This is a genomic window from Meishania litoralis (genome assembly GCF_042611095.1).
Classification (GTDB): Bacteria; Bacteroidota; Bacteroidia; order Flavobacteriales; family Flavobacteriaceae; genus Meishania; species Meishania litoralis.
Genome location: NZ_JBHFPV010000001.1, coordinates 1,475,069 through 1,499,402 on the forward strand (window position 1 = coordinate 1,475,069; position 24,334 = coordinate 1,499,402).

Genomic DNA, 24,334 nt, shown 5'->3' on the forward strand with positions numbered 1-24,334 from the left:
CTATATTTTTAATTTTCCACTGTTTACCTGGCTTGCCATAATCAAGGCATTATAGGCATTGACTATTTTTCCCGAAGTCGAAATCTCGTTTAACTGGCCCACTTTTGAAGCATCACCACCGAGAATCACCTTGGCCTTTGGGGCAAGTCCCGATTCCATAATAATGTGTTTTACCTGGGATGCAGTAAGTTTCGGATATTGTGATCGTATCAAGGCTGCAACGCCGGCGACGGCAGGGGCAGCCATAGATGTTCCCGGAGAGTACCCATATTCATTATTTGGATAGGTAGAATAAATATCGGTACCGGGGGCAAAGACATCGACATTTACTTTTCCGTAGTTCGAATACGAGGCTACCATTTCGGACCCGTATTTTGGATCTAAAGCACCAACGGTTATAACATTGTCCGCAATTTCCGCACCATTGTTGACTTGATCATTTGGAAAATTCGGATTGGCGGGATCATCAAGATTGGCGCCATCATTTCCTGCGGCGTGAACGAAAAGCACATCATTATCAGCCGCATATTTAATGGCATCATAGACCCATTGCGCGTTTGGTGAGAACGATTTGCCAAAACTGCCATTGATTATTTTGGCCCCATTATCAACAGCATAGCGGATACCCAATGCAATATCCTTGTCATATTCATCTCCGTTCGGTACTGCCCTGATGCTCATAATAGCCACATTGTTGGCTACCCCGTTCGCTCCTTTGCCATTGTTGCGCTCGGCAGCGATGATTCCGGCGACATGAGTTCCATGGCTTTCGTCATCTACCCTGTTTTTGGGGTTTCCGTTACCATATGCACGACTATTGATATCATATGGATCGTCTCCGACGACCTTTCTTCCGTCGAAATCAACATTGTAATTATAATTGGCCTGGTCAGAGAAATACTTGATTCCCTCGCCCAGTTCTTCGATTACTTCGGGTATGGTATCCTTAAAGGTGTACATCTGCATTAAAACGGCCACATGCTGTTGCATGGCCTCATCTTTGGGCTTGATGCCCGACACGTCTTTTTTGGTATAGTCACTTTTGCCCAAATGCTTTTTTACGGCTGCATCGGCATTTTTCACCGCTTTTAATATTTGTTCGTACTGCTGCTTGTTCTGCACGGCCTTGGTATATCCTTCATCGACTTTTGCCTTTGCTTTTGCCTGTAACGCGGCATCGCCAAGTTTTAGTTTTACGATGCGCGCAGCCTCCAACTGCTCATTGTACGATTCGCCCAAAAAATTATACCCATGAATATCATCGATATACCCGTTGTTGTCGTCGTCTTTTCCATTGCCTGGGCGTTCTCCTTTATTGGTCCATAATACGCCGTCAAGATCTTCATGGTCGAGATCGATACCCGAGTCCAATACGGCCACGATTACTTGCTGTCCTTTTTTAGAGCCGATGATTTCCTTATAGGCCTTATCTACGCTCATGCCCGGTATGGTGTCACTGATCAAATCTAGGTGGCCCCAGTTTTTCTTTTCAGCATCTGTAAGGTCAGAGATCTTAAGGGGGGTATTATCTATGTTTTCGACAGGGGTCGTCACCAAGGTCGTTGCGCCGCAGCCCATTAAAAAAAGGGTCGCTGAAAACCCGGCAAGCAATTTGGTCAATTGAATCTTCATTAATATGGATTTTAGTTAGTGAACTTGATTAAAATAGTTTCCAGGATACGGGGCCATGAAAGACTCGAAACAGCCACGATCCGCCATGGTCACAAAGCAGGTTTTTCCATTTTGGCCTCCAAAGGTAATATTTGACGGCTTTTTTCCTTTTAATTTAACCTCTTTTATGATTTTCCCTTCGGGAGATACAATGGCGATTTCACCTTTGTCATAACGGGTAATGTACAGGTTGCCCTTCATATCGCAGCGCATACCGTCCATACCGAAATCTTCGAAGGCCATGAACAGGGCCTTTTTCGAAATACTTCCGTCCGAGGCTATGTCATAACGCCAGACGTTTCGCTGCACGGATTCGTTGACATAGAGCTTTTTTCCATCCGGACTAACCTCGATACCGTTGGTGGTTCCCATGTTTTCTTCCAATAGGATGATTTTCTTGTTCTTATCGACCATCCAAATGCGCCCCGTGCTCTCGGCCCAATTAGGGTCGCTGAGGTAAATGGTTCCGTCAGGGGCTATTGCAAGGTCGTTGGGCTGGCTCATTTCCGGGTTATGGGCATGCACCTTCGGTTCTTTGCCGCCTTTTTCAACACGATAGACATTATGGCCGACATAATCGGCAATGAACATGTTTCCGTTTTGATCGAAACGAATCCCGTTACCGACACTTTTTCCGGGGAGCTCTAGAAAGATCTTGCCCTTTCCTTCACCATCGACGATTCCAATGGTGCCTTCCTTTTCAAAATTTACCGCATATAGATTGCCGTCTTTATCTACCGCAGGGCCCTCAATACCTTTGGTAAAGCCAAATTCAGGGGTAAAGTCGGTGCTCGAAATATATTGGGCCTTACAGGACCATAGCAGAACAGAAAAAACAATACCTAAGGGTAGGTTCAATGTGTTTTTAAGAAAATATTTCATCGAAGTTATGTGTGTTTTTAAGACGCACACCTTTGGCGGTGTGCTGTAATGTGCAGAGTTCGTTATGGGCATCATGTTCAAAAAGCAAATAAAATTCATTTTGAACCGCAGTATTCAAAAATAGTTCTTTTTCGGCAAGTGTAAGCAAGGGCCGTGTATCATAACCCATGACATAGGGTAATGGAATATGTCCGACGGTGGGGATCAGGTCGGCCATAAAGACAAGGGTCTTGCCTTTGTACCGAATATGTGGGATCATCTGTTTTTCACTATGGCCGTCGACAAAAAGAATATCAAACCCCAATTCCGATTTTTCAAGAAAGCTGGTGTCTCCTCTTTGTATAAATCTTAATTGTCCGCTTTCTTGCATGGGGAGCAGATTCTCTTTTAAAAAGGAGGCTTTTTCACGGGCATTGGGATGGGTCGCCCACTGCCAATGATTTTCGTTTGTCCAGAATGCTGCATTTTTGAAAGCGGGTTCATAGCCTGTTCGATCTTTGTTCCATTGAATGCTGCCGCCACAGTGGTCGAAATGTAAATGGGTCATGAAAACATCGGTAATGTCGTCACGGTGAAAACCCAATTTGGCCAAAGAACCGTCCAGTGTATGGTCGCCCCATCGGTAGTAATAACCAAAAAACTTGTCCGATTGCTTGTTGCCCAACCCGCTGTCAATAAGTATCAGGCGATTTCCATCTTCCAATAACAGGCACCTGGCCGCAATATCGATAAGGTTGTTCACATCGGCCGGATTTGTTCGTTGCCAAATGACCTTGGGCACGACACCGAACATGGCGCCGCCGTCCAATTTAAAGTTTCCGGTCTCTATGGGATAAATTCGCATTGATCAGGGCAATAAGGCTGCAAATTAAATAAAATAGTAGGCAGTTATGATATAAGCATCAAATTATTGGGCTTCTATAATTTGAACACCGTGCAATACTATTTTGTTTACCCAAGTGTCGGCAAAATGGTTATTAGTGCCAAAAGACAGGCCAATTTTGGCCGATTTGGAAAAGTTGGAACGGGTTTCACTATTAAAAATCAGGGATGTGGGATCAATAGGGGACAATATTTGGCATAATCTCACAAGGGAATGAATTAAAATGTGATTTTTCATTCTATGTGTTTACCTTGCACATTAAAATTAAGAGTATGGTCGAACTCTCCGGAATCATTATTTTAGGAATAATCGCCCAATGGTTTGCTTGGCGGTTAAAACTTCCTGCAATTCTGCCATTGATCCTTATAGGACTCTTGGTCGGCCCTATCGCTACGCTATATACATCTGATGGTTCGAAATTGATCGAACCGATATGGAACGGGCAGCATGGCCTTTTTCCTGGGGAGGGGCTATATTATTTCGTTTCCCTAGCCATTAGCATCATTCTCTTCGAAGGCGGTCTTACTCTTAAACGTTCTGAAATCAGGAATGTCGGACCGGTAATCACCAAGTTGATAACCCTGGGCAGTTTGGTGACTTTTTTTGGCGCCGGTATTGCGGCCCATTTCATTTTCGGTTTAAGTTGGCAGATTTCCTTTCTATTCTCAGCATTGATTATCGTGACAGGACCGACTGTGATAACTCCCATACTAAGAAATATTCCGCTTAAAAAAGATCTTTCGGCAGTGCTGAAGTGGGAGGGAATTTTAATAGACCCTATCGGTGCTTTGGCGGCCGTTTTGGTTTTCGAATTCATTAGCGTGGGAGAGGGACAGGGATATACCTTGACCGCCCTTATCGAATTTCTCAAGATTTTGCTCTTTGGCTTTACTTTCGGTTTTACTTTCGCCCACGCACTGACCTTTGTTATCAAGAAGAATTTCATACCCCATTATTTACTGAACGTAGTTTCTCTTTCGGCAGTTTTACTGGTTTTCGTGATATCTGATATTTTTGCCCATGAGTCGGGGCTATTGGCCGTTGTAGTCATGGGAATGGTCATGGGCAATACAGACCTGCCCAATCTGAAAGAACTTCTTTATTTCAAGGAATCGTTGAGCGTTCTTTTGATATCGATCCTCTTTATCTTGTTGGCGGCCAATATCAACATATCAGACCTTGAACTTATTCTGAACTGGAAAACGGCTTTGTTGTTTTTGACCATAATTTTTGTGGTTCGCCCTATGGGGGTCTTTCTAAGTGCCTTGGGATCCGATCTCAAGTTCAATGAGAAACTTTTCATCGGTTGGGTTGGCCCTCGAGGTATTGTCGCCGCGGGAATCGCCTCTCTATTTGGGTCAAAGTTGTTGGCAAAGGGCGAACCGGGGGCCGAGTATATTACCCCATTGGTCTTTATGATCGTCTTGGGCACCGTCTTGCTCAACGCTACCACGGCACGTTTCTTTGCCAAGATAATAGGGGTATTCTTGAAAAAATCTGAAGGTATATTGATAATAGGTGCCTCTAAGGTATCACGTCTTATCGGTGAGTATCTTCATAAGAACAACCGTCATGTGGTTTTGATCGACAGCAACCAGATCAATATCGAAAAGGCTAAAAAACTTGGTTTGGAAGCCTTTACGGCCAACATTTACTCAGATACCATAATGGACAACATCGAATTGAACGATGTGGGCTACTTGATGGCCTTGACCGGCAACTCGGATATCAACCAATATGCAGTAGATAAGTTTGGAAAACAGTTCGGGGAGAACGGTTCTTTTCGCCTGGTCAACTCCGATGAAATGAACGACCCCGAGAACAATCCTAAGGAAGGCCTGTTTTCACATACCGATGATTTTATCAAACTAATGGAAGCCTCGCGAAAATACCCATCAATCCATGAAATTGAACTTAAGGATCAAGAGCACTATGAAGGTATGATAGAGATTATAAAGGCGGAAGAAAATATCATACCCATTTTTTTAAAGACCCCTGATGGCGAATTGGAGATCATATCGTCTTTCAGTACCGAATCCAATACCATCAAGGAAGGCTATAAATTGGTGTATTTAGGAAAAATGCTCGAAATAGAAGGGGCTACTTAAATCGATACAGCAAGAAAAAAATGGCCTGTCTCAAAATGATTTAAATCTTTGGATAAGTTGACCGATGGATTTGAAATCATTACCGATTTGTTCTGGCCAAAGGTTTTTAGTTGAAAAAGACTTTTCATTAAGATGTCTGCTCTGCGCCAGCTCAATCCAAGAACGGCATCAGTTTCCAAACAGTGACCGAAATATCTTCTTTTTCAATAGTGTAACCTTTGCCGGCGATAAGTCTATAAAAGTAAATCGAAGATTCTCTGATTATCTTATCCTGAAGTAGCTCTTTATCGACATCACCACCCTCTTGCTGCCATGTAAATATTGAATTTTGTTCGATTTGGATCAAGCGGTGTTGCGCAACGAATTGTGCAATGTAGGTTGTCATTGATTCAGGGGCTTTATATACTACAGAAATAACTTTACAAGGCCGGAATTATTGTATTGGCCCACAAAAAATGTAAGTAAAAACTTCAAGCCAACATTTTTCTGGAAAAGGCGTGAAGATTTAATCGTTTAGTTTTAGAACCGCCATAAAAGCCTGTTGCGGAATTTCGACATTACCCACTTGACGCATACGTTTTTTACCTTTTTTCTGCTTTTCAAGAAGCTTTCGCTTTCGGGAAATATCTCCACCATAACATTTGGCGGTTACGTCTTTTCGAAGCGCCTTGATCGTTTCGCGCGAAATGATCTTGGATCCGATGGCCGCTTGAATCGGAATATCGAATTGTTGCCTGGGGATCAGCTCCTTCAATTTTTCGCACATCTTTTTGCCAATGGTGGTCGCATTGTCGAAATGGATCAGCGCAGACAAGGCATCAACAGGTTGTGAATTTAAAAGTATGTCCACACGCACCAGTTTGGACACCCGCATGCCGATAGGACTATAATCGAATGAGGCATACCCCTTTGAAACAGTTTTGAGCCGGTCGTAAAAATCGAACACGATTTCGGCAAGGGGCATGTCAAAGGTCAACTCTACCCGGTCGGTGGTCAAATAGGTCTGATTCGTAATCAAACCCCTTTTGTCGATGCATAGTGACATTACGTTGCCCACGAAGTCAGATTTCGTGATTATCGTAGCCTTGATATAGGGCTCCTCGACACGATCCAAGGTAGAGGGGTCTGGCAGATCTGAAGGGTTGTTGACGATGATATTGGTTTCAGGATCTTTTCTTGTATAGGCATGATAACTAACGTTGGGTACCGTGGTAATTACGGTCATATCGAACTCGCGCTCCAAACGTTCCTGGATGATTTCCATATGTAGCATGCCGAGAAAACCGCAACGGAAACCGAAACCGAGGGCCGCACTACTTTCAGGGGCGAATACCAATGAGGCGTCGTTCAGCTGTAATTTTTCCATTGAGGAGCGCAGCTCTTCAAAATCTTCGGTATCGACGGGGTAGATTCCCGCGAATACCATGGGCTTTACATCTTCAAAACCTGCAATGGCGTTCTTGGTGGGATTTTCCGAATCGGTTATGGTATCACCGACCTTTACTTCCCGGGCATCCTTTATTCCGGTAATAAGGTATCCCACATCGCCGGCCTTTATATTTTGTTTTGGGTGCTGCGTCAACTTTAAGGTTCCTACCTCATCGGCGAAATAGCTTTTGCCGGTAGCGACGAACTTTATCTTTTGTCCCTTTTTGATTTCCCCGTTGATGACCCTAAAATAAGTTTCGACTCCGCGAAAAGGATTGTAGACCGAATCAAAGACCAAAGCCTGAAGTGCTTCGTTAGGATTGCCTGTTGGAGCTGGAATCCGTTGAATGATCGCGGCCAGTATTTCTTCGATTCCGATTCCCGTTTTTGCGCTGGCCGGAATGACTTCCTCGGGCTTGCATCCCAAAAGATCTACGATATCATCGGTCACCTCTTCAGGATTGGCACTGGGTAGATCTACCTTGTTGAGCACGGGGATGATTTCAAGGTCGTTTTCAAGGGCCAAGTATAAATTCGAAATGGTCTGGGCCTGTATGCTCTGTGCCGCATCGACCACCAAAAGCGCACCTTCACAAGCGGCGATAGACCTAGAGACTTCATAGGAGAAATCGACGTGACCGGGAGTATCGATCAGATTCAGCACATACGGCTCGCCATTATATTGATAATCCATTTGAATCGCATGGCTTTTAATGGTAATGCCACGCTCGCGCTCAAGATCCATATTATCGAGCAACTGCTCTTTCTTTTCGCGCTCAGTGACCGAACCGGTAAAGTCCAACAAGCGGTCGGCCAAGGTACTTTTGCCATGGTCGATATGGGCGATTATGCAGAAATTTCGAATATTTTTCATTGAGAGATTTAAAGCGATTGCAAATATAGCTTTATTTTACAGCTTGCTCGGGCCTTACCTAGTAAATTTCAATGAACTAGGACTACACAAATGGTTAAAAAATGAACAAAAAAATTCCACGGAAAAAGGTTTTAAAAAACGCCCAGTAGACCACCACAAATACCAAGGCCGATGAGCAAATATATCCCGGCGCTGATGAACAATATCTTGGCCGTTTTAATGTGCGATTTTCTTGAGGCGAAGATTCCCCCTATAGCCAAAAGAATAGGTGGGCCAAGCATTAAAAGGAATAGGATTATTATAAGACCGTCGAGGTTGCCTACTTCCAGCGGATAGTTAAATTTCATCTGCTTGAATTTCATTGGTTTTAAACGTTGTCTCGATAACTATCGGATGTAGTTCGAAATAATCATTTCTGCGGTATCTGCCTCTTGTCATCATCATTTTATCAGTGTAAACTAAAGGTTGCCAATAAATAACCACATGTACCGAGGCTGATCAGCAGATAGACCCCTGCCAAGATAAAAAAGATTTTGGCGGTTTTCTTATTGTCGTTTCTGTGAATAACGATGCCCAGCACCAAGAATAACAATGCCGGGCCGAACATCAGAAGTAAGATCAATCCCATGTTGCTTCGGTTTGTAATTCTTCAAGATAGTTTGCTCTATCGTCCCTATAAAAAAGGTTCATGGTTTCAAAGGGAATGATTTTAAAGTCTTTATTGACAATGTGCACACATGATTTTTTAATGGCCCTGACATCGAAATTATGGGCATCGATAAATTGCATGATGATGATTCGAAATAGATGGTCGTACCCCAATTCGGGAGCGTCAATCTCCGGAAGACAGCACATGATACTTTTTAAATTGTCACTAGCTTTTTCAACGGAATTTCCCGTACTGAAAAGCTCGATCATCTTACCGTGCAATTGCTCGTCTTGCTCGTATATTATGGTGTTTTTTCCCTCGTTCAACAAATCGTCCGGATTGATATATCGCGTCAGCGGACTAACCTCATCGCCCAATTTCAGGGCGTAGGCCATGACCAAGGCATCAGGGTTGCAGGGTACCGGGATCAAATCGTCGGGCATAAAAATCGAGGATTGTTCCAAAATTTTTCTTCGTACCTCGGTCAAGGTAATTCGGTTTTCACCGACCTCGAAATTTTCGAGGCGGCCAGCGATTTGAGTGGGCTGAAAAGTGATTCCGCGAACACATTTTTGCTTCAGTGCGAAATCTATTGTATCACCGATTTCATGATCGTTCAAACCCTTTTGCAAAGTGACCACCAAAGTAGTGGAAAGGTTCAATCGGTTCAAATGTTCCAAAGCCTTCAAACGCATTTCTGCCAAGTCGGCACCACGCAGGGTCTGTAACACTTGATCGTTCAAAGAATCAAACTGCAAATAAACTTCAAAGTCGGGCGCGTATGTTTTCAATTTTTTGGCAAATTCAAAATCCCGCGCAATCTTTATTCCATTTGTATTGACCATCAAATGTCTGATCGGCAATGTCTTGGCATAATCCAATATTTCGAAAAAGTGGGGGTGTATCGTCGGCTCCCCGCCACTGATCTGTACCACATCGGGCTCTCCTTCGTTTCTTACGACGGCATCGAGCATTTTTTTGACCTCTTCCAAGGTTCTATGGCGCCCATAGGTGGGCGACGAGCCCGCGTAGCAGGTCGGGCAGGTAAGGTTGCAGCGATCGGTGACCTCGACAACCGTCAGGCAAGAATGTTGTTCATGGTCCGGGCAGAGCCCACAGTCGTACGGGCAGCCATAATGTGTCTTGGTATTAAAGGTTTTCGGATATTCCGAAGGCTTATTATAGTTGCGAATGTTCTTATAATATTCAACATCATCGGCGATCAAGACTTTTGAACGACCGTGTTCCTTGCACTTTTTCAGCATATAGACCTTTTCATCTTCAAAGACGATCTTGGCATCGACCCTGCGCAGGCATTCCGGGCAGAGACTTAGCGTAAAATCATAGTAGGTGTAATTTCTTTCGGGCATATATGATTCCCTTTCGGATGGTTTTATGGTAGTATAGCAAACAAATTAAGCATAAAACCTGAATGCTGCTCAAACCGACCACCAAAAATGAATTGGGCTTAATGAATTCGATCGCGAAGCGAAATGAGAAGTAGGCAACCATGAAGATCTTAAAATACATGCCATTTTCGAATCGATTCGGGTTCTTTTGAAGTTGTTTGATAAGGATGAAGATCAACATCAGAAAAAGAATTTCATATAAGGCGATGGGGTGCCTGGGCAGACCATCTCCTAGATCCATTCCCAAGAAAAAATCGGTTTCCTTGCCATAGGTAAACTCTTTTGTTCCGGTCAGGAAACATCCAACGCGACCAATAATGATGCCCAATATAATCGGAAGTGTAAACAGATCGCCTGAAGACTGTTTTTCCCCGATTATTTTTTTTGCCAGCTCGACCCCGAGCAAACCGCCAAAAAGCCCGCCCATGATGGTTTTGTTGTTTAAAATTGAAATCCACCCCTGCGCATAGTGCATCGCTGGGTTTTCTAAAAAGGCGACCAATCGAGAAAAGAACAGGGCTCCGAAAACGGCACCGATGATTATAGAAAGCCTGTTATTCGAAGATATGGTATCGTTGCTTCGCTTTCTGAGAATAACATAAAACCTGAACCCGATGATGAAGGCAAGATATTCAAGTATAAGGTGAACATTCAGTTTCACTCCGAGAACAGTGGGTTCAAAGGGTATGTTCATCCCTTCAAAAGAATTAGCACAATGGGCGTTAGAACAATTAAGAGAATGTAAATAAGGGCCAAATAAAGGAATATTTTAGCGACTCTTCTTTTTTCTAGTGATCTAAAAAACCAACCGATCAGCAGCATGACAAAAAATGGGGATAGACCCGTTAAGACAATAATGAAAATATCGGTATCGCTAAAAATTTCAATGTCGCTCATTGGCATTCATTCTCTTAGTCGATGCTATTGATGCCTTTTGGGCAATATTATCTTATTCCTGCCACTCCGCAATGAACAAGTTTGTATCCCTGGTTCCGCCGTTGTTTCGATTGCTTGAAAAGGCCAGATATTTTCCATCGTTTGAGAATACCGGAAAAGCGTCAAAAGTTTCACCATGGGTAACGCGTTCCAAGTTTTTACCATCAATGTCGATGAGGTAAAGATTGAATGGAAAGCCCTTTTCGGCCTCAAAATTACTTGAGAACAGTATTTTATTGCCCGAGGGGTGAAAAAATGGACTCCAGTTCGCATTGCCCAAAAAAGTCAGTTGTTTTAGATCCGAACCGTCGGCGTTGCAGATAAATAGCTCCATTTCCGTAGGTTCCACCAAGCCTTCGGCAAGCAGGTCTTTGTATTTTTTGATTTCCTCGGGTGTTTTTGGCCGAGAGGCCCGAAATATCAATTTAGAGCCGTCAGGCGAGAAAAAAGCGCCGCCGTCATAACCGAGTTCATTGGTTATCTGTTTCACATCCGAGCCGTCAAGGTTCATGGTATACAGTTCTAGATCACCGCTTCGATCCGAGGTGAAAACAATCTTATCGCCTTTTGGCGAAACCGTAGCCTCGGCGTCATACCCTTTTTCATTGGTCAATTGGGCAGTGATGTTTCCTTCGAGATCTGACACGAAAATGTCGAACGAATCGTAGACCGGCCATACATAGTTTCCGTTTTTCCGAAGGGGAACCTCGGGGCATTCCTCATCGACCAAATGCGTGGATCCATAAACAAAATGTTTGTTATCGGGCAAGAAATACGCACAGGTCGTGCGGCCCATACCCGTACTGACCATTGGAGGTTTATTGCCCCTGAAATCTTCGTTGATGTTCATCAAGAACATCTGGTCACAGTTCAATCCCCATTCCGAAAAATTAGATTGAAAGATCATTTGTTTATCATCCCAGCTCCAATAGGCTTCGGCGTTATCGCCGCCGAAAGTAATTTGGCGAATGCTCTTGAAATATTTCTCACCTTCATGGATCAAGGTATCCGAGCCGGCCATTAGCGAAGTCTTTTCGGCCGCGGGTTCTACCGATTTCTTGGGTTCGGTTTTACAACTGCCAAATGTTATTATTGCCGCAAGAACTAAGATTTTCTTCATGGGATGTTTAATTTTACGCGAAAATACATTCAAAAATGATTAAAAGAAGCCTCTTACTGCTCTTTTTGATATCGATTTCATCCTGTAAAAAAGAAAAACCAATAGTTGTTTCCATTGCCGACGATGTCGCTTTCTTGGCCAGTGATTCACTTCAGGGGCGTGAAACGGGCACCGCCTACGAATTGAAGGCCGCAAACTATATCAAGGAACGAATGGAGTCTATCGGGTTGCAGCCCAAAAACGATGACAAAAAGTTCTACCAAACCTTCAGTTTTAAACCCAAGAACGACCCGCATCAAGAAATACAGTATGTTGATGGTGATAGTACGATTACGGGAACGAACGTAATCGGATTTCTGAACAATCAAGCAGACAAAACGGTAATCATCGGGGCACATTACGATCATCTAGGTTTGGGCGGCGAGGGATCTTTATATCGGGAAGGTGAGGCGATTCATAACGGTGCCGATGACAATGCTAGTGGTGTCGCCGTATTGCTACAATTGGCCGATAGTCTGAAAACCAAGGCGTACAAAGGCAACAATTATCTCTTTATAGCTTTTTCGGGGGAAGAAATGGGATTACTCGGAAGCAATTACTTTGTCAAAAACCCTACCATTGACCTTTCGAAAATCAATTACATGATTAATATGGACATGGTCGGAAGACTTCGAGAAGACAAGACCCTATCGATCAGTGGAACAGGAACTGCACCAATTTGGAACCAAGTCTTGAATTCGGCGAACACCGGCTTTAAATTGGTATTGAAAGAATCGGGTGTCGGGCCATCGGACCACACTTCTTTTTATTTGCAAGATATTCCCGTACTACATTTTTTCACAGGGCAACATGAAGATTATCACAAACCGGGCGATGACTACGATAAATTGAATTATGAAGGAATGAACATGATTACCGCCTATATTCTCGACGTCATCGAAGAATTGGACGACAAACCCAAACTGGCCTTTAAAAAGACCAAGAACGAAAGTGAGGAGGTGCCGCGTTTCAAAGTGGCATTGGGCGTGGTGCCCGATTATCTTTTTGACGGTGAAGGCATGCGCATCGACGGGGTAAGCGAAGATAAGCCCGCAGAGAAGGCCGGACTCCAAAAAGGGGACATCGTTGTCAAGCTAGGCGATAGTATCATAGTTGATATGATGAGCTACATGAGGGCCTTATCTACTTTTGAAGAAGGAAATTCCACCAAGGTCATCGTAGATCGAAACGGAGAGAAAATAGAAACCGAAATTACCTTTTAAAAATTTCCTAAATTTGCAACCCCTTAAAAATCAGTGGTTCGAATGCCCAAAATAGGCGACATACAACTTCCCGAATTCCCATTGCTTCTTGCCCCCATGGAAGATGTTAGCGACCCTCCCTTTCGCGCCTTGTGCAAAGAACAGGGCGCCGATGTCGTTTACACTGAATTTATTTCTTCCGAAGGCCTGATCCGTGATGCCGCCAAAAGCGTCATGAAGCTCGACATTTACGAAAAAGAACGTCCCGTGGGCATCCAGATTTTCGGAGCGAACTTAGATTCAATGCTACAATCAGTAGACATCGTTGAAAAATCAAATCCCGATATCATCGATATCAATTTCGGCTGCCCGGTGAAGAAAGTGGTAAGCAAAGGTGCCGGGGCAGGCATTCTGAAAGATATTGATTTAATGGTCTCATTGACCAAGGCGATGGTCGAAAGGACCAAGCTTCCCATAACGGTAAAGACACGGTTGGGCTGGGACGAGAATTCGATAAAAATTGTCGAGGTCGCCGAGAAGTTGCAAGATGTGGGCTGTAAGGCCATTGCGATCCATGGGCGAACCCGTGCCCAAATGTATAAGGGCGAAGCCGACTGGAAACCCATTGCCGAAGTAAAGAACAACCCTCGCATGCATATTCCGGTCTTTGGTAATGGTGATGTCGATACACCCGAGGCGGCCATGCGAATGCGCGATGAATTCGGTCTTGACGGGGCTATGGTCGGCCGTGCGAGTATTGGCTATCCTTGGTTTTTCAAAGAAGTGAAACACTTCTTCGAGACGGGCACGCATTTGGCACCCCCGACCATGGAGGAACGGGTCGAAGCGGCAAGAAGACATTTACAAATGGCCATCGATTGGAAAGGAGAAAAACTTGGAGTATTCGAAACACGAAGGCATTACACCAACTATTTTAAGGGAATTCCGAACTTCAAGGAATACCGAATGAAGATGGTTACCAGCAATGAGTCGTCAGATGTGTTCGCCGCTTTTGATGAGGTATTGGATAAGTTTGCCAACTACGAGTTCGCAAACTAGGCCAACAGCTTTTTGGTCACCCTGCTACTTGCGATTTTAGAAGCGATTAGGCCGAGTATTACGATCGTTGCCATAACGATAAGTACATTGACAACCTGATATTCAACGGGATAGGCGAGACTGGGGGTTATCTTTAACCACCCGAAGACCAATTGCGACCAAACCAACAACGATGCCAAAAGCACCCCTATCATACCGCCAAGGCTGGTGACCAAAACCCCTTGAACAAAGTAAATTCTTCGAATTTCCTTGATCGTGGTTCCTAGGCCATAAAGGGTTTTTGAGTTTTGCTGCTTATCAAGGATCATCATGATAATCGCACCGACCACATTGAACAAGGCGATTATCAGCACCAGCGTAAATATGAGGTAGGTCGCCAGGTTTTCGGTATTGAGCATGCGGTGCAATGAAATGTTTTGTTCTTCGCGGTCCCGAAGTATAATGTTGTTGTCGAAAACGGTGGCCACTTCTTGCTTGATTTGGCTTATATCGGCATCGGACTTCAATTTGAAATTGATGCCCGAAATCTGGGTACTGTCTTTTTCGAGTAAGGCCTGTACCAAAGGCAGTTCGGCAAAAACGAACCTTTTATCCAAATTTTCCTCCACCGAATAAACACCTCCGATAATTAACGGAACGGTATTATATAAGTTTGATGGATTTCCTTGCAGGACCGAGCCTTTACCCGGTTTAAACGCAACTATTTCCAAGGGGTTGCGAACTTGATTAGGGGTCAGGTTGAGAATATCGACAATTCCCCAACCTGCGACACCGACACCGGCACTTATCGCCCACTTACCGACGGAGATGGTACTATCGACGCCTGTTGCCCTGGCATATCGCTCATCGACTCCTTTGATTTCGGCGATATGGCCAATTTTTCGGTGAGAGAGGTAAACTTTTTCTTGAATTTCTTTGGAATAAACAGCGACACCATCAATTTGCCGCAAAGCATGTTCTTGGTTCGCATCGATGGAAAAAAACTTTCCGGTAGCGGGTAGTGCCTTTAGGTCGGGGTCGAACGATTTACTGAAAGAAAGACTGAAAGTCTTTAGACCGGCAAATCCCGACAGTACAATGAACAAGGCCGCCGAGCCGATGACAATGACCAGAAAAGTGATGAAATTGATAATGTTCACCGCATTTTGACTGCTCTTCGAGCGGATGTAACGTTTGGCGATATATAGGGGAAAGTTCAACCTGATTTGAAGTTACGACTTTTTTCTTTTAGGCAACAGATCCCTATTTTTTATGGGGTTTTCTTCGCCTTTCAATGACTTTTCTATGTTTTCGATATAGTCCAACGAATCGTCTATAAAAAAGAGCAGTTCGGGCACACGGCGCAATTGATGTCGGGTGCGTTGTGAAAGTTCGTGCTTGATCAAGGGCCGGTTCGATTGAATGCCCTCCATCAAAGATTGGGCATCCTTGTTCGGAAAGATGCTCAAGTATACTTTGGCGATCGACAGGTCGGTGGTCACGGTTACCTTGGTGACCGAAATGATCGTGCCTCGCAGTCCCCCATCAATGGCGGCCCGTTGTAAAATATCGACAATATCCCTTTGAATGACCCCTGCGATCTTTTTTTGGCGCTGTGTTTCCATGGGGCAAAAATACGGATAGTATTGCGTATTTTAGTGGTTTAAAGCGATATCGTGAATAAAATCGAACATATCGGAATAGCTGTTGAAAACCTCAAAGCGTCCAATGGGCTGTTCAAGAAATTATTGGGCACTGCCCATTATAAGGTCGAGGAGGTTTTATCGGAAGGGGTCAGGACCTCTTTTTTTCAGGTAGGCCCCAATAAAATTGAATTGTTGGAAGCCATCAACGACGAAAGTCCGATAGCGAAATTTTTGAAAAAGAAGGGAGAAGGCGTCCATCATATCGCTTTCGCCGTTGAGGATATCGAATCGGAAATGGAACGTCTCAAAGAACAAGGTTTCACACTGTTAAACGACAGGCCCAAAAGGGGGGCGGACAACAAGTTGGTGGCTTTCGTACACCCTAAAACCGCCAATGGGGTATTGGTCGAACTGTGCCAAGAGGCCCCGCAGATGGATCCCCTTCAAAAGGGATAGGGGTCTTAAAAGTTGTTCGGCATGCTGTATAATCAAAAGAAAAATGTAATTTTGCCATCCTCAAAAACACTTTTCATCAATGGGATTTGTGTTTTGAGTTTTGTCGCTTTGGCGACAGGGTCCTATAGCTCAGTTGGTTAGAGCACCTGACTCATAATCAGGTGGTCCCTGGTTCGAGCCCAGGTGGGACCACATCATGCAGAAAACCCGCACCGAGAGGTGCGGGTTTTTGTGTTTTTTTCCAGAAATGAAAAAAGCTTTCTGTTCGATTATAACATAAGTCTCATAAACAGTTCGTGGGTGCCTGCATTCAGGCCCGATAATTCACTTGACGTAGCCATTTCATAGGCATAGCCCAAATTAAAGCCGTTGCCGACCTTGAACATGAACAAAGCGCTAATGCTTTCATCATATCTATATCCGACTCCGAGATGAAATTTTGAATTAAAATCGGCAATTGCGGTCGCTTCATAAGAAATAGGCGAGGCATCTACGTAGCGTAGCATTCCTATGGCCTGCATGCTTATTCTATTTGTCAAAAAGAAGGTATATCCACCAGAGAGATACGCGTGCATTCTATCAGTACCTAAAAAAGCGTCGCCATTACGTTCTTGAAGGCGCTTTGGACTTAAGATCTTAGGAGCCGAAAGCGATAGAAAGTATCTTCCGTTTTTTAAATAGGCCCCTGCTCCAACATTTGGTGTAAAACGACTCTCATAGTCCATCAATGTGCCGTCCTGTCCAATGCCGTATGTAATCAAACCTTGCGTGTTAGCATCATACGAATTTGCACTGCCTTTGATACCAAAATACAAGCGGTTATTTGCATCGAGATCTATATGGTATGAAAAATCGATTGCAAACCAGGTTTGGGTCTCAATAAAGGTTCTATCGTTCAGTATTGACACACCAAGCCCAACCCTTTTGCCAACGGGCATGCCAAAGATGGCGCTTTGGCTCTCGGGGGCACCTTCGACCCCCGACCATTGACTTCGTACACCCAAAATGAAATCGACTCCTTCAGAGCTACCGGCAAAGGCCGGATTATAAATATTCATGTTGTAACGGTAAAAACTGTAGTTTGGGTCTTGTTGTGCACTCAGGGAATATGAGATTACGAACATCAAAATTATAAGTAAGTTGGTTATGCGTTTCATGCTTATATTGGTTTAGTAGTTTATAAATATCCAGCCTTGTATGGGAGTGGAACCATTTCCGAGATCGATTATGTATAAATAGGAGCCCGAGGGCAGTTTTTCCCTATTGCGGTTATAGAATCCTTCCCAATCATTGCCGTACCCCTTGGTGGCAAAGACTTCATGCCCCCAGCGGTTGTATACTTTTACCGTATTGTTGAGATAATTCTCGATACCTGGCACGACCCAAGCATCGTTGACCCCATCACCGTTTGGCGTAAAGGCCTCTGCGGGTACAATGGCAGGTTCACTATGGGTAGGGAAATCATCCTCACTGTCCACAACACCGTCGTTGTCATCATCGGTATCGGCATTGTCGCCGACACCATCACCATCATTGTCAGTGTCTTCTGAGCTATCCGTTGGAAATGCGTCCTGTGTATCGGGTGTGCCATCGTTGTCGTCATCGTCATCTGCATTGTCGCCTGTTCCATCTCCATCGGTATCGGTATCTTCTGTTGGATCCCATGGGAAGGCATCTTCTGAATCTACAATTCCATCGTTGTCATCATCATCATCTGAATTGTCTCCCTGTCCGTCCCCATCACTATCCACACTTTCGTTAGGATCATTGGGAAAGGCATCTTCCGCATCTGGAACACCATCGTTGTCAGCATCTGTGATCTCGCCATTTGGATAGGTATCCTCGTCATTGGGTATTCCATCGCCGTCAATATCATTATCCGTATTGTCGCCGGTTCCGTCACCATCGGTATCGGTATCCTCCGAATCATCCAATGGGAAATCGTCATTCGTATCGGGGGTGCCGTCGTTGTCATCGTCGGTATCGGCATTGTCGCCGGTTCCGTCACCATCGGTATCGGTGTCCTCCGAATCATCCAACGGGAAATCGTCATCGGAATCCGGTGTGCCGTCGTTGTCATCGTCGGTATCGGCATTGTCGCCGGTTCCGTCACCATCGGTATCGGTGTCCTCCGAATCATCCAACGGGAAATCGTCATCGGAATCCGGTGTGCCGTCGTTGTCATCATCGGTATCGGCATTATCGCCCGTTCCGTCACCATCGGTATCGGTGTCCTCCGAATCATCCAACGGGAAATCGTCATCGGAATCCGGTGTGCCGTCGTTGTCATCATCGGTATCGGCATTATCGCCCGTTCCGTCACCATCGGTATCGGTGTCCTCCGAATCATCCAACGGGAAATCGTCATCGGAATCCGGCGTGCCGTCGTTGTCGTCATCGGTATCGGCATTGTCCCCGGTTCCGTCACCATCCGTGTCCGTATCCTCATTCTCATCCAACGGGAAGTCGTCTTCTGAATCCGGGGTACCGTCATTGTCATCGTCGGTATCGGCATTGTCGCCCGTTCCGTCACCATCGGTATCGGTATCCTCCGAATCATCCAACGGGAAATCGTCATCGGTATCCGAAGTGCCGTCGTTGTCATCGTCGGTATCGGCATTGTCGCCGGTTCCGTCACCATCGGTGTCGGTATCCTCTGCGGGATCCAATGGGAAATCGTCATCCGTATCCGGGGTACCGTCATTGTCATCGTCGGTATCGCATACATTGCCTTCTCCGTCAGAATCGGTATCCAATTGGTCTGCATTTGCAATTGAAACACAATTGTCTACTGGGTCAAGAATACTATCGCCATCTGAATCGGTATCATCATCGGTCAATGTGATGGCCACGGACTTGTCAGCAAGAGCATCAAAAGCATCGTCGGAACCTGCACCGTTCACTGAAACTGTAATCGTTACGGAATCGTCTCTATCTATATCATCGTCCACCCCTGTTACGGTAACGGTCTGTGGGGTGTCCCAATTTGCTGAAGTGAAGGTCAGTTGCGCTGCGCTTACGGTTGCTTCATTGTTGTCATCGCTAGAAATATCGAAGGCCACATTGCTTGTGGGTTGCGTATCCAATACCACGGTAAAGGTGTCCGTGCCCGCGTTTTCATCTATGGTCAAGGCGGTCTCGCTTACGGTGTACGCCGCGGTGTCATCATCGGTCAAGGTGATGGCCACGGACTGGTCCGCAAGGGCATCGAAGCTGTCATCGGAGCCTGCACCGTTCACCGCTATGGTGATCGTTGCGCTGTCGCCACGGTCAATATCGTCGTCCACGCCCGTTACGGTAACGGTCTGAGGGGTGTCCCAATTTGCTGAAGTGAAGGTCAGTTGCGCTGCGCTTACGGTGGCTTCATTGGTGTCATCACTGGAAACGTCGAAGACCACGTCATTGGTAGGTTCGCTGTCCAGCACCACGGTAAAGGTGTCCGTGCCAGCGTTTTCATTCATGGTCAAGGTGGTCTCACTCACGGTATAGGCTGCCGTATCGTCATTGGTAAGGGTTATGGCCACTGTTTTTTCGTCCAAACCTTCTAGGGCTCCCACAGTATTGACATCATCTACCGTAACTGAAATCGTAGCAGTATCATCCCTATAAATATCATCATTGATACCGGTCACCGTTACCGTTTGTGGGGTATTCCAATTGGCAGGAGTAAATGTCAATGGTGTTGGTCCTGCCGTCGCTTCTGCGGTATCACTACTGGCAACATCCAAAACAATATTACCATTTGGCATTGCATCCATCACCACTGTAAAGGTGGCCGTACCACCATCTTCATCTATGGTGAGCGCGGTTTGGTCCAATACAAATTCAGGGATATCGTTCACAACGACCTTTATTTCTAGTTGCGAACTTCCTGAATCGTCAGTTGCCACTACGGTAACCTCATAGGTATTATCTGAGCCGTCATCCTGTGGACTCTCAAAATCGGGTGCAGAAATAAATGTTAATACACCCGTGTTTACATCAATGGCGAACAAATCGTTATCGCTACCGCTGACCAGGGAAAATGTGATTCCCACGTCAGTTGCTCCACCATCCCCATCGTTGGCATCGACATCGGTGATAGCCACAGTACTATTTTCATCAAAATCTATGCTGGCTTGTAGATTGTATTGGTGCACTTCTCCTGTGGCACCAGTAACATAAAACCGGCCACCATTATTGTCAAATGCAAGGGCATACGGGTTGCCTTCTTGGCCATCTGTATCAAAAGGGATACCTACAAATGTAAGGCTGGCGATATCATAGGGAGTGGACAGGTCATATTCCAAAAGTTCGCCACCAATGGAAATAACAAACAGTTTGGAGCCATCGTTATTGAAATCGATCTCCATGTGATTCGAGGATTGACTTATCGAATGTGATGTATTGGTATAGCTCGCTGTGCTTACATCATAATTTGTACTGAGGTTATATTCAAAGATTATGGAGTTCGTTGATAGTAAGAACATTTTTGATCCATCTGCATTGAAGGTCATATCTGCATAGGAACCCGTTTCTGAAAATGCAACTGATTGGCCAAGCGAGGCTGTAGAAATATCGTAAGGGGTGCTCATGACATATTCCACAACATTGTTGCCACCATTATATCCCACATAAAGGATTTTGGTGCCATCGTCATTAAAAGTGATGCCGGTAGTTCTACCACTCATCCCGTTCAATGAATCCTCATAACTTGCCGTACCAATATCAAATGGGGTAGAAAGTATATATTCTGCAATCTCACTTGGAAATATTCCACTAACAAACATTTTGGTGCCATCGTTGTTAAAAGTAATGCCGTAGGCATTGGGCAATTGAGGCTGTATATTAAGGTCTTGTGCAAAAACGGCCGCACCGACCGCAAAAGCAGAAGTTGGAGACGTAAATACAGGGTCTTGAAAGATATAGGTAAATCCATTGGCCGTGGCCATGCCGCCTGCAGTGGTCACCGCTATAGCACCAGTTGCTCCTGTGCCCACAGTGGCCGTAATCTGGGTGGATGAATCCACGGTGTAGGAGGCAGCATCGGTGCCACCAAAAGTTACTTGGGTGGCACCGTCAAAATTGTTTCCAGTAATAACAATCGTATCTCCTTCTTCACCATCCGTAGGGGTGAAATTCGTTATTGTTGGCTCTGGTAAAGCAGTAATGTCTTCTAATTCCTGTGATGTCAGGGCCTTATCAACGATAACCATATCATCAAGACACCCTGAAAAATATTCCCAAGTAGTTGATGATTGGTTATAGTTATTTGTGTATGCAAAGCCCAACTGATTAAATGACATATCCAAATGATTCACCGCAGCGCCTGTAGTACTTGCTTCAACAACGCCATCTACATAAATAGTTACCGTGTTTGAACTGGCAGTAAAATCTACTTGGTGCCAATTACCATCATTGACCGGGTTTGTAGATATAGCCTGAATTGCTGCCGGGGTAGTTGTCCATAAAGTACCTTTTAGCTTTCCGTCATTAGTTATCATTAAAATTGGAATCCAATTAGTGGGTGTATTGGCAGTATTCGCTGCAACATTTTGATAACCTAAGATTGCACCAGTTGATGTTGTTTTAAAACGTAGTGATATGGTAAACTCCGACAGATTTCGTATTAGATTGTTAGGCAGTTCTACATATCCTGGCCCATTGTCAAAACAAATAGCTTGGCCTTGAGCACCCGTTTGATAGGTCAGTGAATTTACCACAGTTCCATCGTGATTGTTTTCGGTTTCATCCAACGCGTCGCCTTCAAAATCATATTGTGCCACTTTAAAGATGAAACCCGTTTCGGAGTCATTTCCCGCAGGATTGCTCACGCTTATACTTCCTGAAGCCCCAGTATCGACCACGGCCGAAATTTGAGTATCGGAATCAATGGTAAAACTTTTTGCAGCAATACTACCGAATGATACTGCTGTTGTGCCTGTAAAACCGGTTCCCGTTATAGTCACGGTTTCCCCATTGCCTGCTAATTTAGGGTCAAAACTAGTAATGACAGGTGCATCCAAGATAGATACACTTCCTTCATTACTAAAAGTATTTCCGCAACTACCACTGGTCAGTTGAGCCCTAAAGAGGGTTTTTGTGGTTATATTGGAGTAATTGTAAGTTGTGGAGGTATTGGCAATATTGTCCCAGATAATACCATTATCCGTAGATTGTTGCCATTTGACAACTGTACCGGTATGCCCGGACAAGGTCAACGTACCGCTATTTGTTGTTGATCCATGCACCGCAGAACTGACCTGTCCGCCAGTGGGTGGTGTACCACTTACTACCGTAATTTCTTTTGAAGATGATGCGACCGAGGACCCGCACGCAGCGATTCCGACAACTACCCTGTAGTAATGGGTTCCGGTTGACGCAATGGTCTCATTCAAAGTGGTGCTTGTATTGGCAATATCCGTCCAATTTATATTATCGGTGGAACGTTGCCATTTTTCTATATCACCGTTCTGCCCTGAAACTTGAAGCTCCACATCAGATCCAGCACAAATTGTGGTGTTTTCAGCAAAAACATTCCCCGCATTGGCTTCTAGAACATAAATGGGTGTACTGGAAGTAATCAAATTGGCACAATTTGTAGGGGCATTGGTGTTTACCACGGCCCTATAATAGGTAGTGGTAGAAATATTGGTGACCGTTAAACTGGTGGTGGTATTGTTTATTGTAGTGGGGGTATCGATAAAATTGTTATCCGAGCTTTCCCATCTCACCACACTGCCATCAAGTCCGTTAAGTGTTAAAACCGTCGAATTGGAACCTGCGCATACTGAAACGTCTCCGCCCGTAATATTTCCTCCAGGCGCTCCATTTATGGCGATATCTTTAGTAAAAAGGGGAGTAGAGGTAGTTTGATCATTGGGCATACCACCAAATTCCATGATGCCCACAATGTTTGAACTGTCAGGAAAATCATTCCAATCCCCAGCTCCAGAATATACGTGCCCAAACGACTCACCGGGAGTTCCATTGTTATAATCATTGGGTTCACCGGTTCTCCAATTCTGAAACACTCCCGGAACACTATTGCCATTACCATTGGCAGTTGTTATCTGGGTACCTTTTTCCGGGCCGGTGACCCAATAAAACTTTCCTTCGGAGGCATTGGTATCCGCATACAGATCATAACCCAAGGCCTCATTGATTTGATTATGGTCATCAGAAGCTCCCATCCAAGAATTCTGACCAACTATGCGTGTCACAAAAATATTCTCTGCATTACTGGTAAGTGTTACCAAATAACCTTCGCGGCCAAAATATGAGGTTGATGATGTGGTGCTTTTTGTAGCGGTCCAACTTGTAGCCGTATTGGTAACCCTATAAAAATGTTCATTTAGAGGATTGTAAAAAGTCTCTTCGGCCACAAAACTGACCTGTCTTGTCTCAGGTGAACAGATGGGGCCTGAGGTAATGGTCACATTCCTAAGAAAGGTTTGCCATTCCAGAGCCGTAAGAGTTCCTTTGAATACTATGGAACGTTCCCCGCTGTTCCAACCAGAAGTGGTTACCCCAGGGGGCAATGCTCCGTTATACCCCAGTTGGTCGGTTGCGGTAAAGGAGTTGGTAATGGAGACCGTAAAATCTGTGATACTCCCACTCGACGTAATGGTAAGGTTTGGCGCCACCACAGTTGCGGTTTGAGCGGATATTGTATTTATGCCTGAATTACCAGAAACAGTAATTTGCGAATGAACGGTTGCAAAATTTAAAAAAAGTAATAGTAAAATTGCAAGGTTGAAACGGATTGGTGTACTCATGATGAGACTCAATTTTGAAGTTTGGTTGTGTTAAGACTAATAGAAATATTTGGTCGATAAACTGTTTTATTTTATCGATTAACGGCATTGATATACAATTATTGCAGAAAAAGACTACAAAATAAGAAATATAATATTTATAGTTATTTTTGGCATTTCGTTCTTGTGATAGTTTTTACAGATGGATCCCTATAGTGTATTTGTATATTCCTGAATGGCCACGGTCAACGAACCTG

18 protein-coding genes and 1 tRNA gene are annotated in these 24,334 nt (G+C 44.6%); 5 read left to right on the forward strand and 14 right to left on the reverse strand.

Translation table 11 applies throughout. From position 1 onward, the window contains the following. The 3 genes from ACEZ3G_RS06575 to ACEZ3G_RS06585 are packed head-to-tail and all read right to left on the reverse strand — an operon-like array spanning window position 1 to window position 3,397. Window positions 1-1,632: a S8 family peptidase gene (locus ACEZ3G_RS06575; RefSeq protein WP_432424648.1), complete on the reverse strand. Its 1,632-nt coding sequence runs from the start codon at window positions 1,630-1,632 to the stop codon at window positions 1-3. 15 nt (window positions 1,633-1,647) lie between these two features. Then, window positions 1,648-2,553, reverse strand: coding sequence for an SMP-30/gluconolactonase/LRE family protein (locus ACEZ3G_RS06580; protein ID WP_432424649.1), 906 nt, complete (start codon window positions 2,551-2,553; stop codon window positions 1,648-1,650). Further along, window positions 2,537-3,397, reverse strand: a complete 861-nt coding sequence (locus tag ACEZ3G_RS06585) for an MBL fold metallo-hydrolase (RefSeq protein ID WP_432424650.1) — start codon at window positions 3,395-3,397, stop codon at window positions 2,537-2,539. The genes ACEZ3G_RS06580 and ACEZ3G_RS06585 overlap by 17 nt, the downstream gene beginning before the upstream one ends. Before the next feature lie 311 nt (window positions 3,398-3,708). On the opposite strand from ACEZ3G_RS06585, the gene ACEZ3G_RS06590 reads away from it, so the two are divergent. Next, the gene (locus ACEZ3G_RS06590) at window positions 3,709-5,544 is read left to right on the forward strand and encodes a cation:proton antiporter (protein WP_432424651.1); all 1,836 of its coding nucleotides are present in this window, start codon (window positions 3,709-3,711) and stop codon (window positions 5,542-5,544) included. Window positions 5,545-5,695: 151 nt separating this feature from the next. On the opposite strand, the gene ACEZ3G_RS06595 is transcribed toward ACEZ3G_RS06590, so the two are convergent. The 7 genes from ACEZ3G_RS06595 to ACEZ3G_RS06625 form a co-directional block, all read right to left on the reverse strand. Continuing rightward, the gene (locus ACEZ3G_RS06595) at window positions 5,696-5,929 is read right to left on the reverse strand and encodes a GTP-binding protein LepA (RefSeq protein ID WP_432424652.1); all 234 of its coding nucleotides are present in this window, start codon (window positions 5,927-5,929) and stop codon (window positions 5,696-5,698) included. Window positions 5,930-6,049: 120 nt separating this feature from the next. Continuing rightward, window positions 6,050-7,846, reverse strand: a complete 1,797-nt coding sequence (gene lepA, locus ACEZ3G_RS06600) for a translation elongation factor 4 (protein ID WP_432424653.1) — start codon at window positions 7,844-7,846, stop codon at window positions 6,050-6,052. A gap of 131 nt (window positions 7,847-7,977) precedes the next feature. Beyond that, window positions 7,978-8,193, reverse strand: coding sequence for a hypothetical protein (locus tag ACEZ3G_RS06605; protein ID WP_432424654.1), 216 nt, complete (start codon window positions 8,191-8,193; stop codon window positions 7,978-7,980). A 101-nt stretch (window positions 8,194-8,294) separates the two neighbouring features. Further along, window positions 8,295-8,474: a hypothetical protein gene (locus ACEZ3G_RS06610; protein WP_432424655.1), complete on the reverse strand. Its 180-nt coding sequence runs from the start codon at window positions 8,472-8,474 to the stop codon at window positions 8,295-8,297. After that, entirely contained in the window at window positions 8,465-9,865 is a 1,401-nt protein-coding gene (locus ACEZ3G_RS06615) for a radical SAM protein (protein ID WP_432424656.1), read from the reverse strand. Before ACEZ3G_RS06615 ends, ACEZ3G_RS06610 begins: the two co-directional genes overlap by 10 nt. Then, entirely contained in the window at window positions 9,837-10,598 is a 762-nt protein-coding gene (locus tag ACEZ3G_RS06620; RefSeq protein WP_432424657.1) for a prolipoprotein diacylglyceryl transferase, read from the reverse strand. Before ACEZ3G_RS06620 ends, ACEZ3G_RS06615 begins: the two co-directional genes overlap by 29 nt. Window positions 10,599-10,853: 255 nt before the next feature. Then, window positions 10,854-11,960 carry a TolB family protein gene (locus ACEZ3G_RS06625; RefSeq protein ID WP_432424658.1) on the reverse strand — a complete coding sequence of 369 codons (1,107 nt, stop codon included), beginning with the start codon at window positions 11,958-11,960 and terminating at the stop codon, window positions 10,854-10,856. A 35-nt stretch (window positions 11,961-11,995) separates the two neighbouring features. Here ACEZ3G_RS06625 and ACEZ3G_RS06630 point away from each other — a divergent pair, with 35 nt between their 5' ends. Together ACEZ3G_RS06630 and dusB are read left to right on the forward strand one after the other, a co-directional pair. Continuing rightward, window positions 11,996-13,222 (forward strand): M28 family peptidase, encoded by a 1,227-nt coding sequence (locus tag ACEZ3G_RS06630; RefSeq protein WP_432424659.1) that lies wholly within the window; start codon window positions 11,996-11,998, stop codon window positions 13,220-13,222. Window positions 13,223-13,264: 42 nt separating this feature from the next. After that, a complete protein-coding gene (gene dusB / locus ACEZ3G_RS06635) occupies window positions 13,265-14,260 on the forward strand; it encodes a tRNA dihydrouridine synthase DusB (protein WP_432424660.1) in 996 nt (331 codons plus the stop codon). Here the strand turns inward: dusB and ACEZ3G_RS06640 are convergent. Further along, window positions 14,257-15,459, reverse strand: coding sequence for an ABC transporter permease (locus tag ACEZ3G_RS06640; protein WP_432424661.1), 1,203 nt, complete (start codon window positions 15,457-15,459; stop codon window positions 14,257-14,259). The genes dusB and ACEZ3G_RS06640 overlap by 4 nt on opposite strands. Window positions 15,460-15,471: 12 nt before the next feature. Continuing rightward, the gene (rbfA, locus tag ACEZ3G_RS06645; protein WP_432424662.1) at window positions 15,472-15,864 is read right to left on the reverse strand and encodes a 30S ribosome-binding factor RbfA; all 393 of its coding nucleotides are present in this window, start codon (window positions 15,862-15,864) and stop codon (window positions 15,472-15,474) included. Window positions 15,865-15,915: 51 nt separating this feature from the next. Between rbfA and mce the strand changes: the two genes are divergently transcribed. Then, a complete protein-coding gene (gene mce / locus ACEZ3G_RS06650) occupies window positions 15,916-16,341 on the forward strand; it encodes a methylmalonyl-CoA epimerase (RefSeq protein WP_432424663.1) in 426 nt (141 codons plus the stop codon). A gap of 118 nt (window positions 16,342-16,459) precedes the next feature. After that, window positions 16,460-16,533 (forward strand) — tRNA-Ile (locus tag ACEZ3G_RS06655). Between the two features lie 77 nt (window positions 16,534-16,610). On the opposite strand, the gene ACEZ3G_RS06660 is transcribed toward ACEZ3G_RS06655, so the two are convergent. Further along, complete coding sequence (locus ACEZ3G_RS06660; RefSeq protein ID WP_432424664.1) at window positions 16,611-17,498, reverse strand: PorP/SprF family type IX secretion system membrane protein; 888 nt, start codon at window positions 17,496-17,498, stop codon at window positions 16,611-16,613. Between the two features lie 12 nt (window positions 17,499-17,510). After that, window positions 17,511-24,098: a T9SS type B sorting domain-containing protein gene (locus ACEZ3G_RS06665; protein WP_432424665.1), complete on the reverse strand. Its 6,588-nt coding sequence runs from the start codon at window positions 24,096-24,098 to the stop codon at window positions 17,511-17,513. Between the last annotated feature and the right edge of the window lie 236 nt (window positions 24,099-24,334).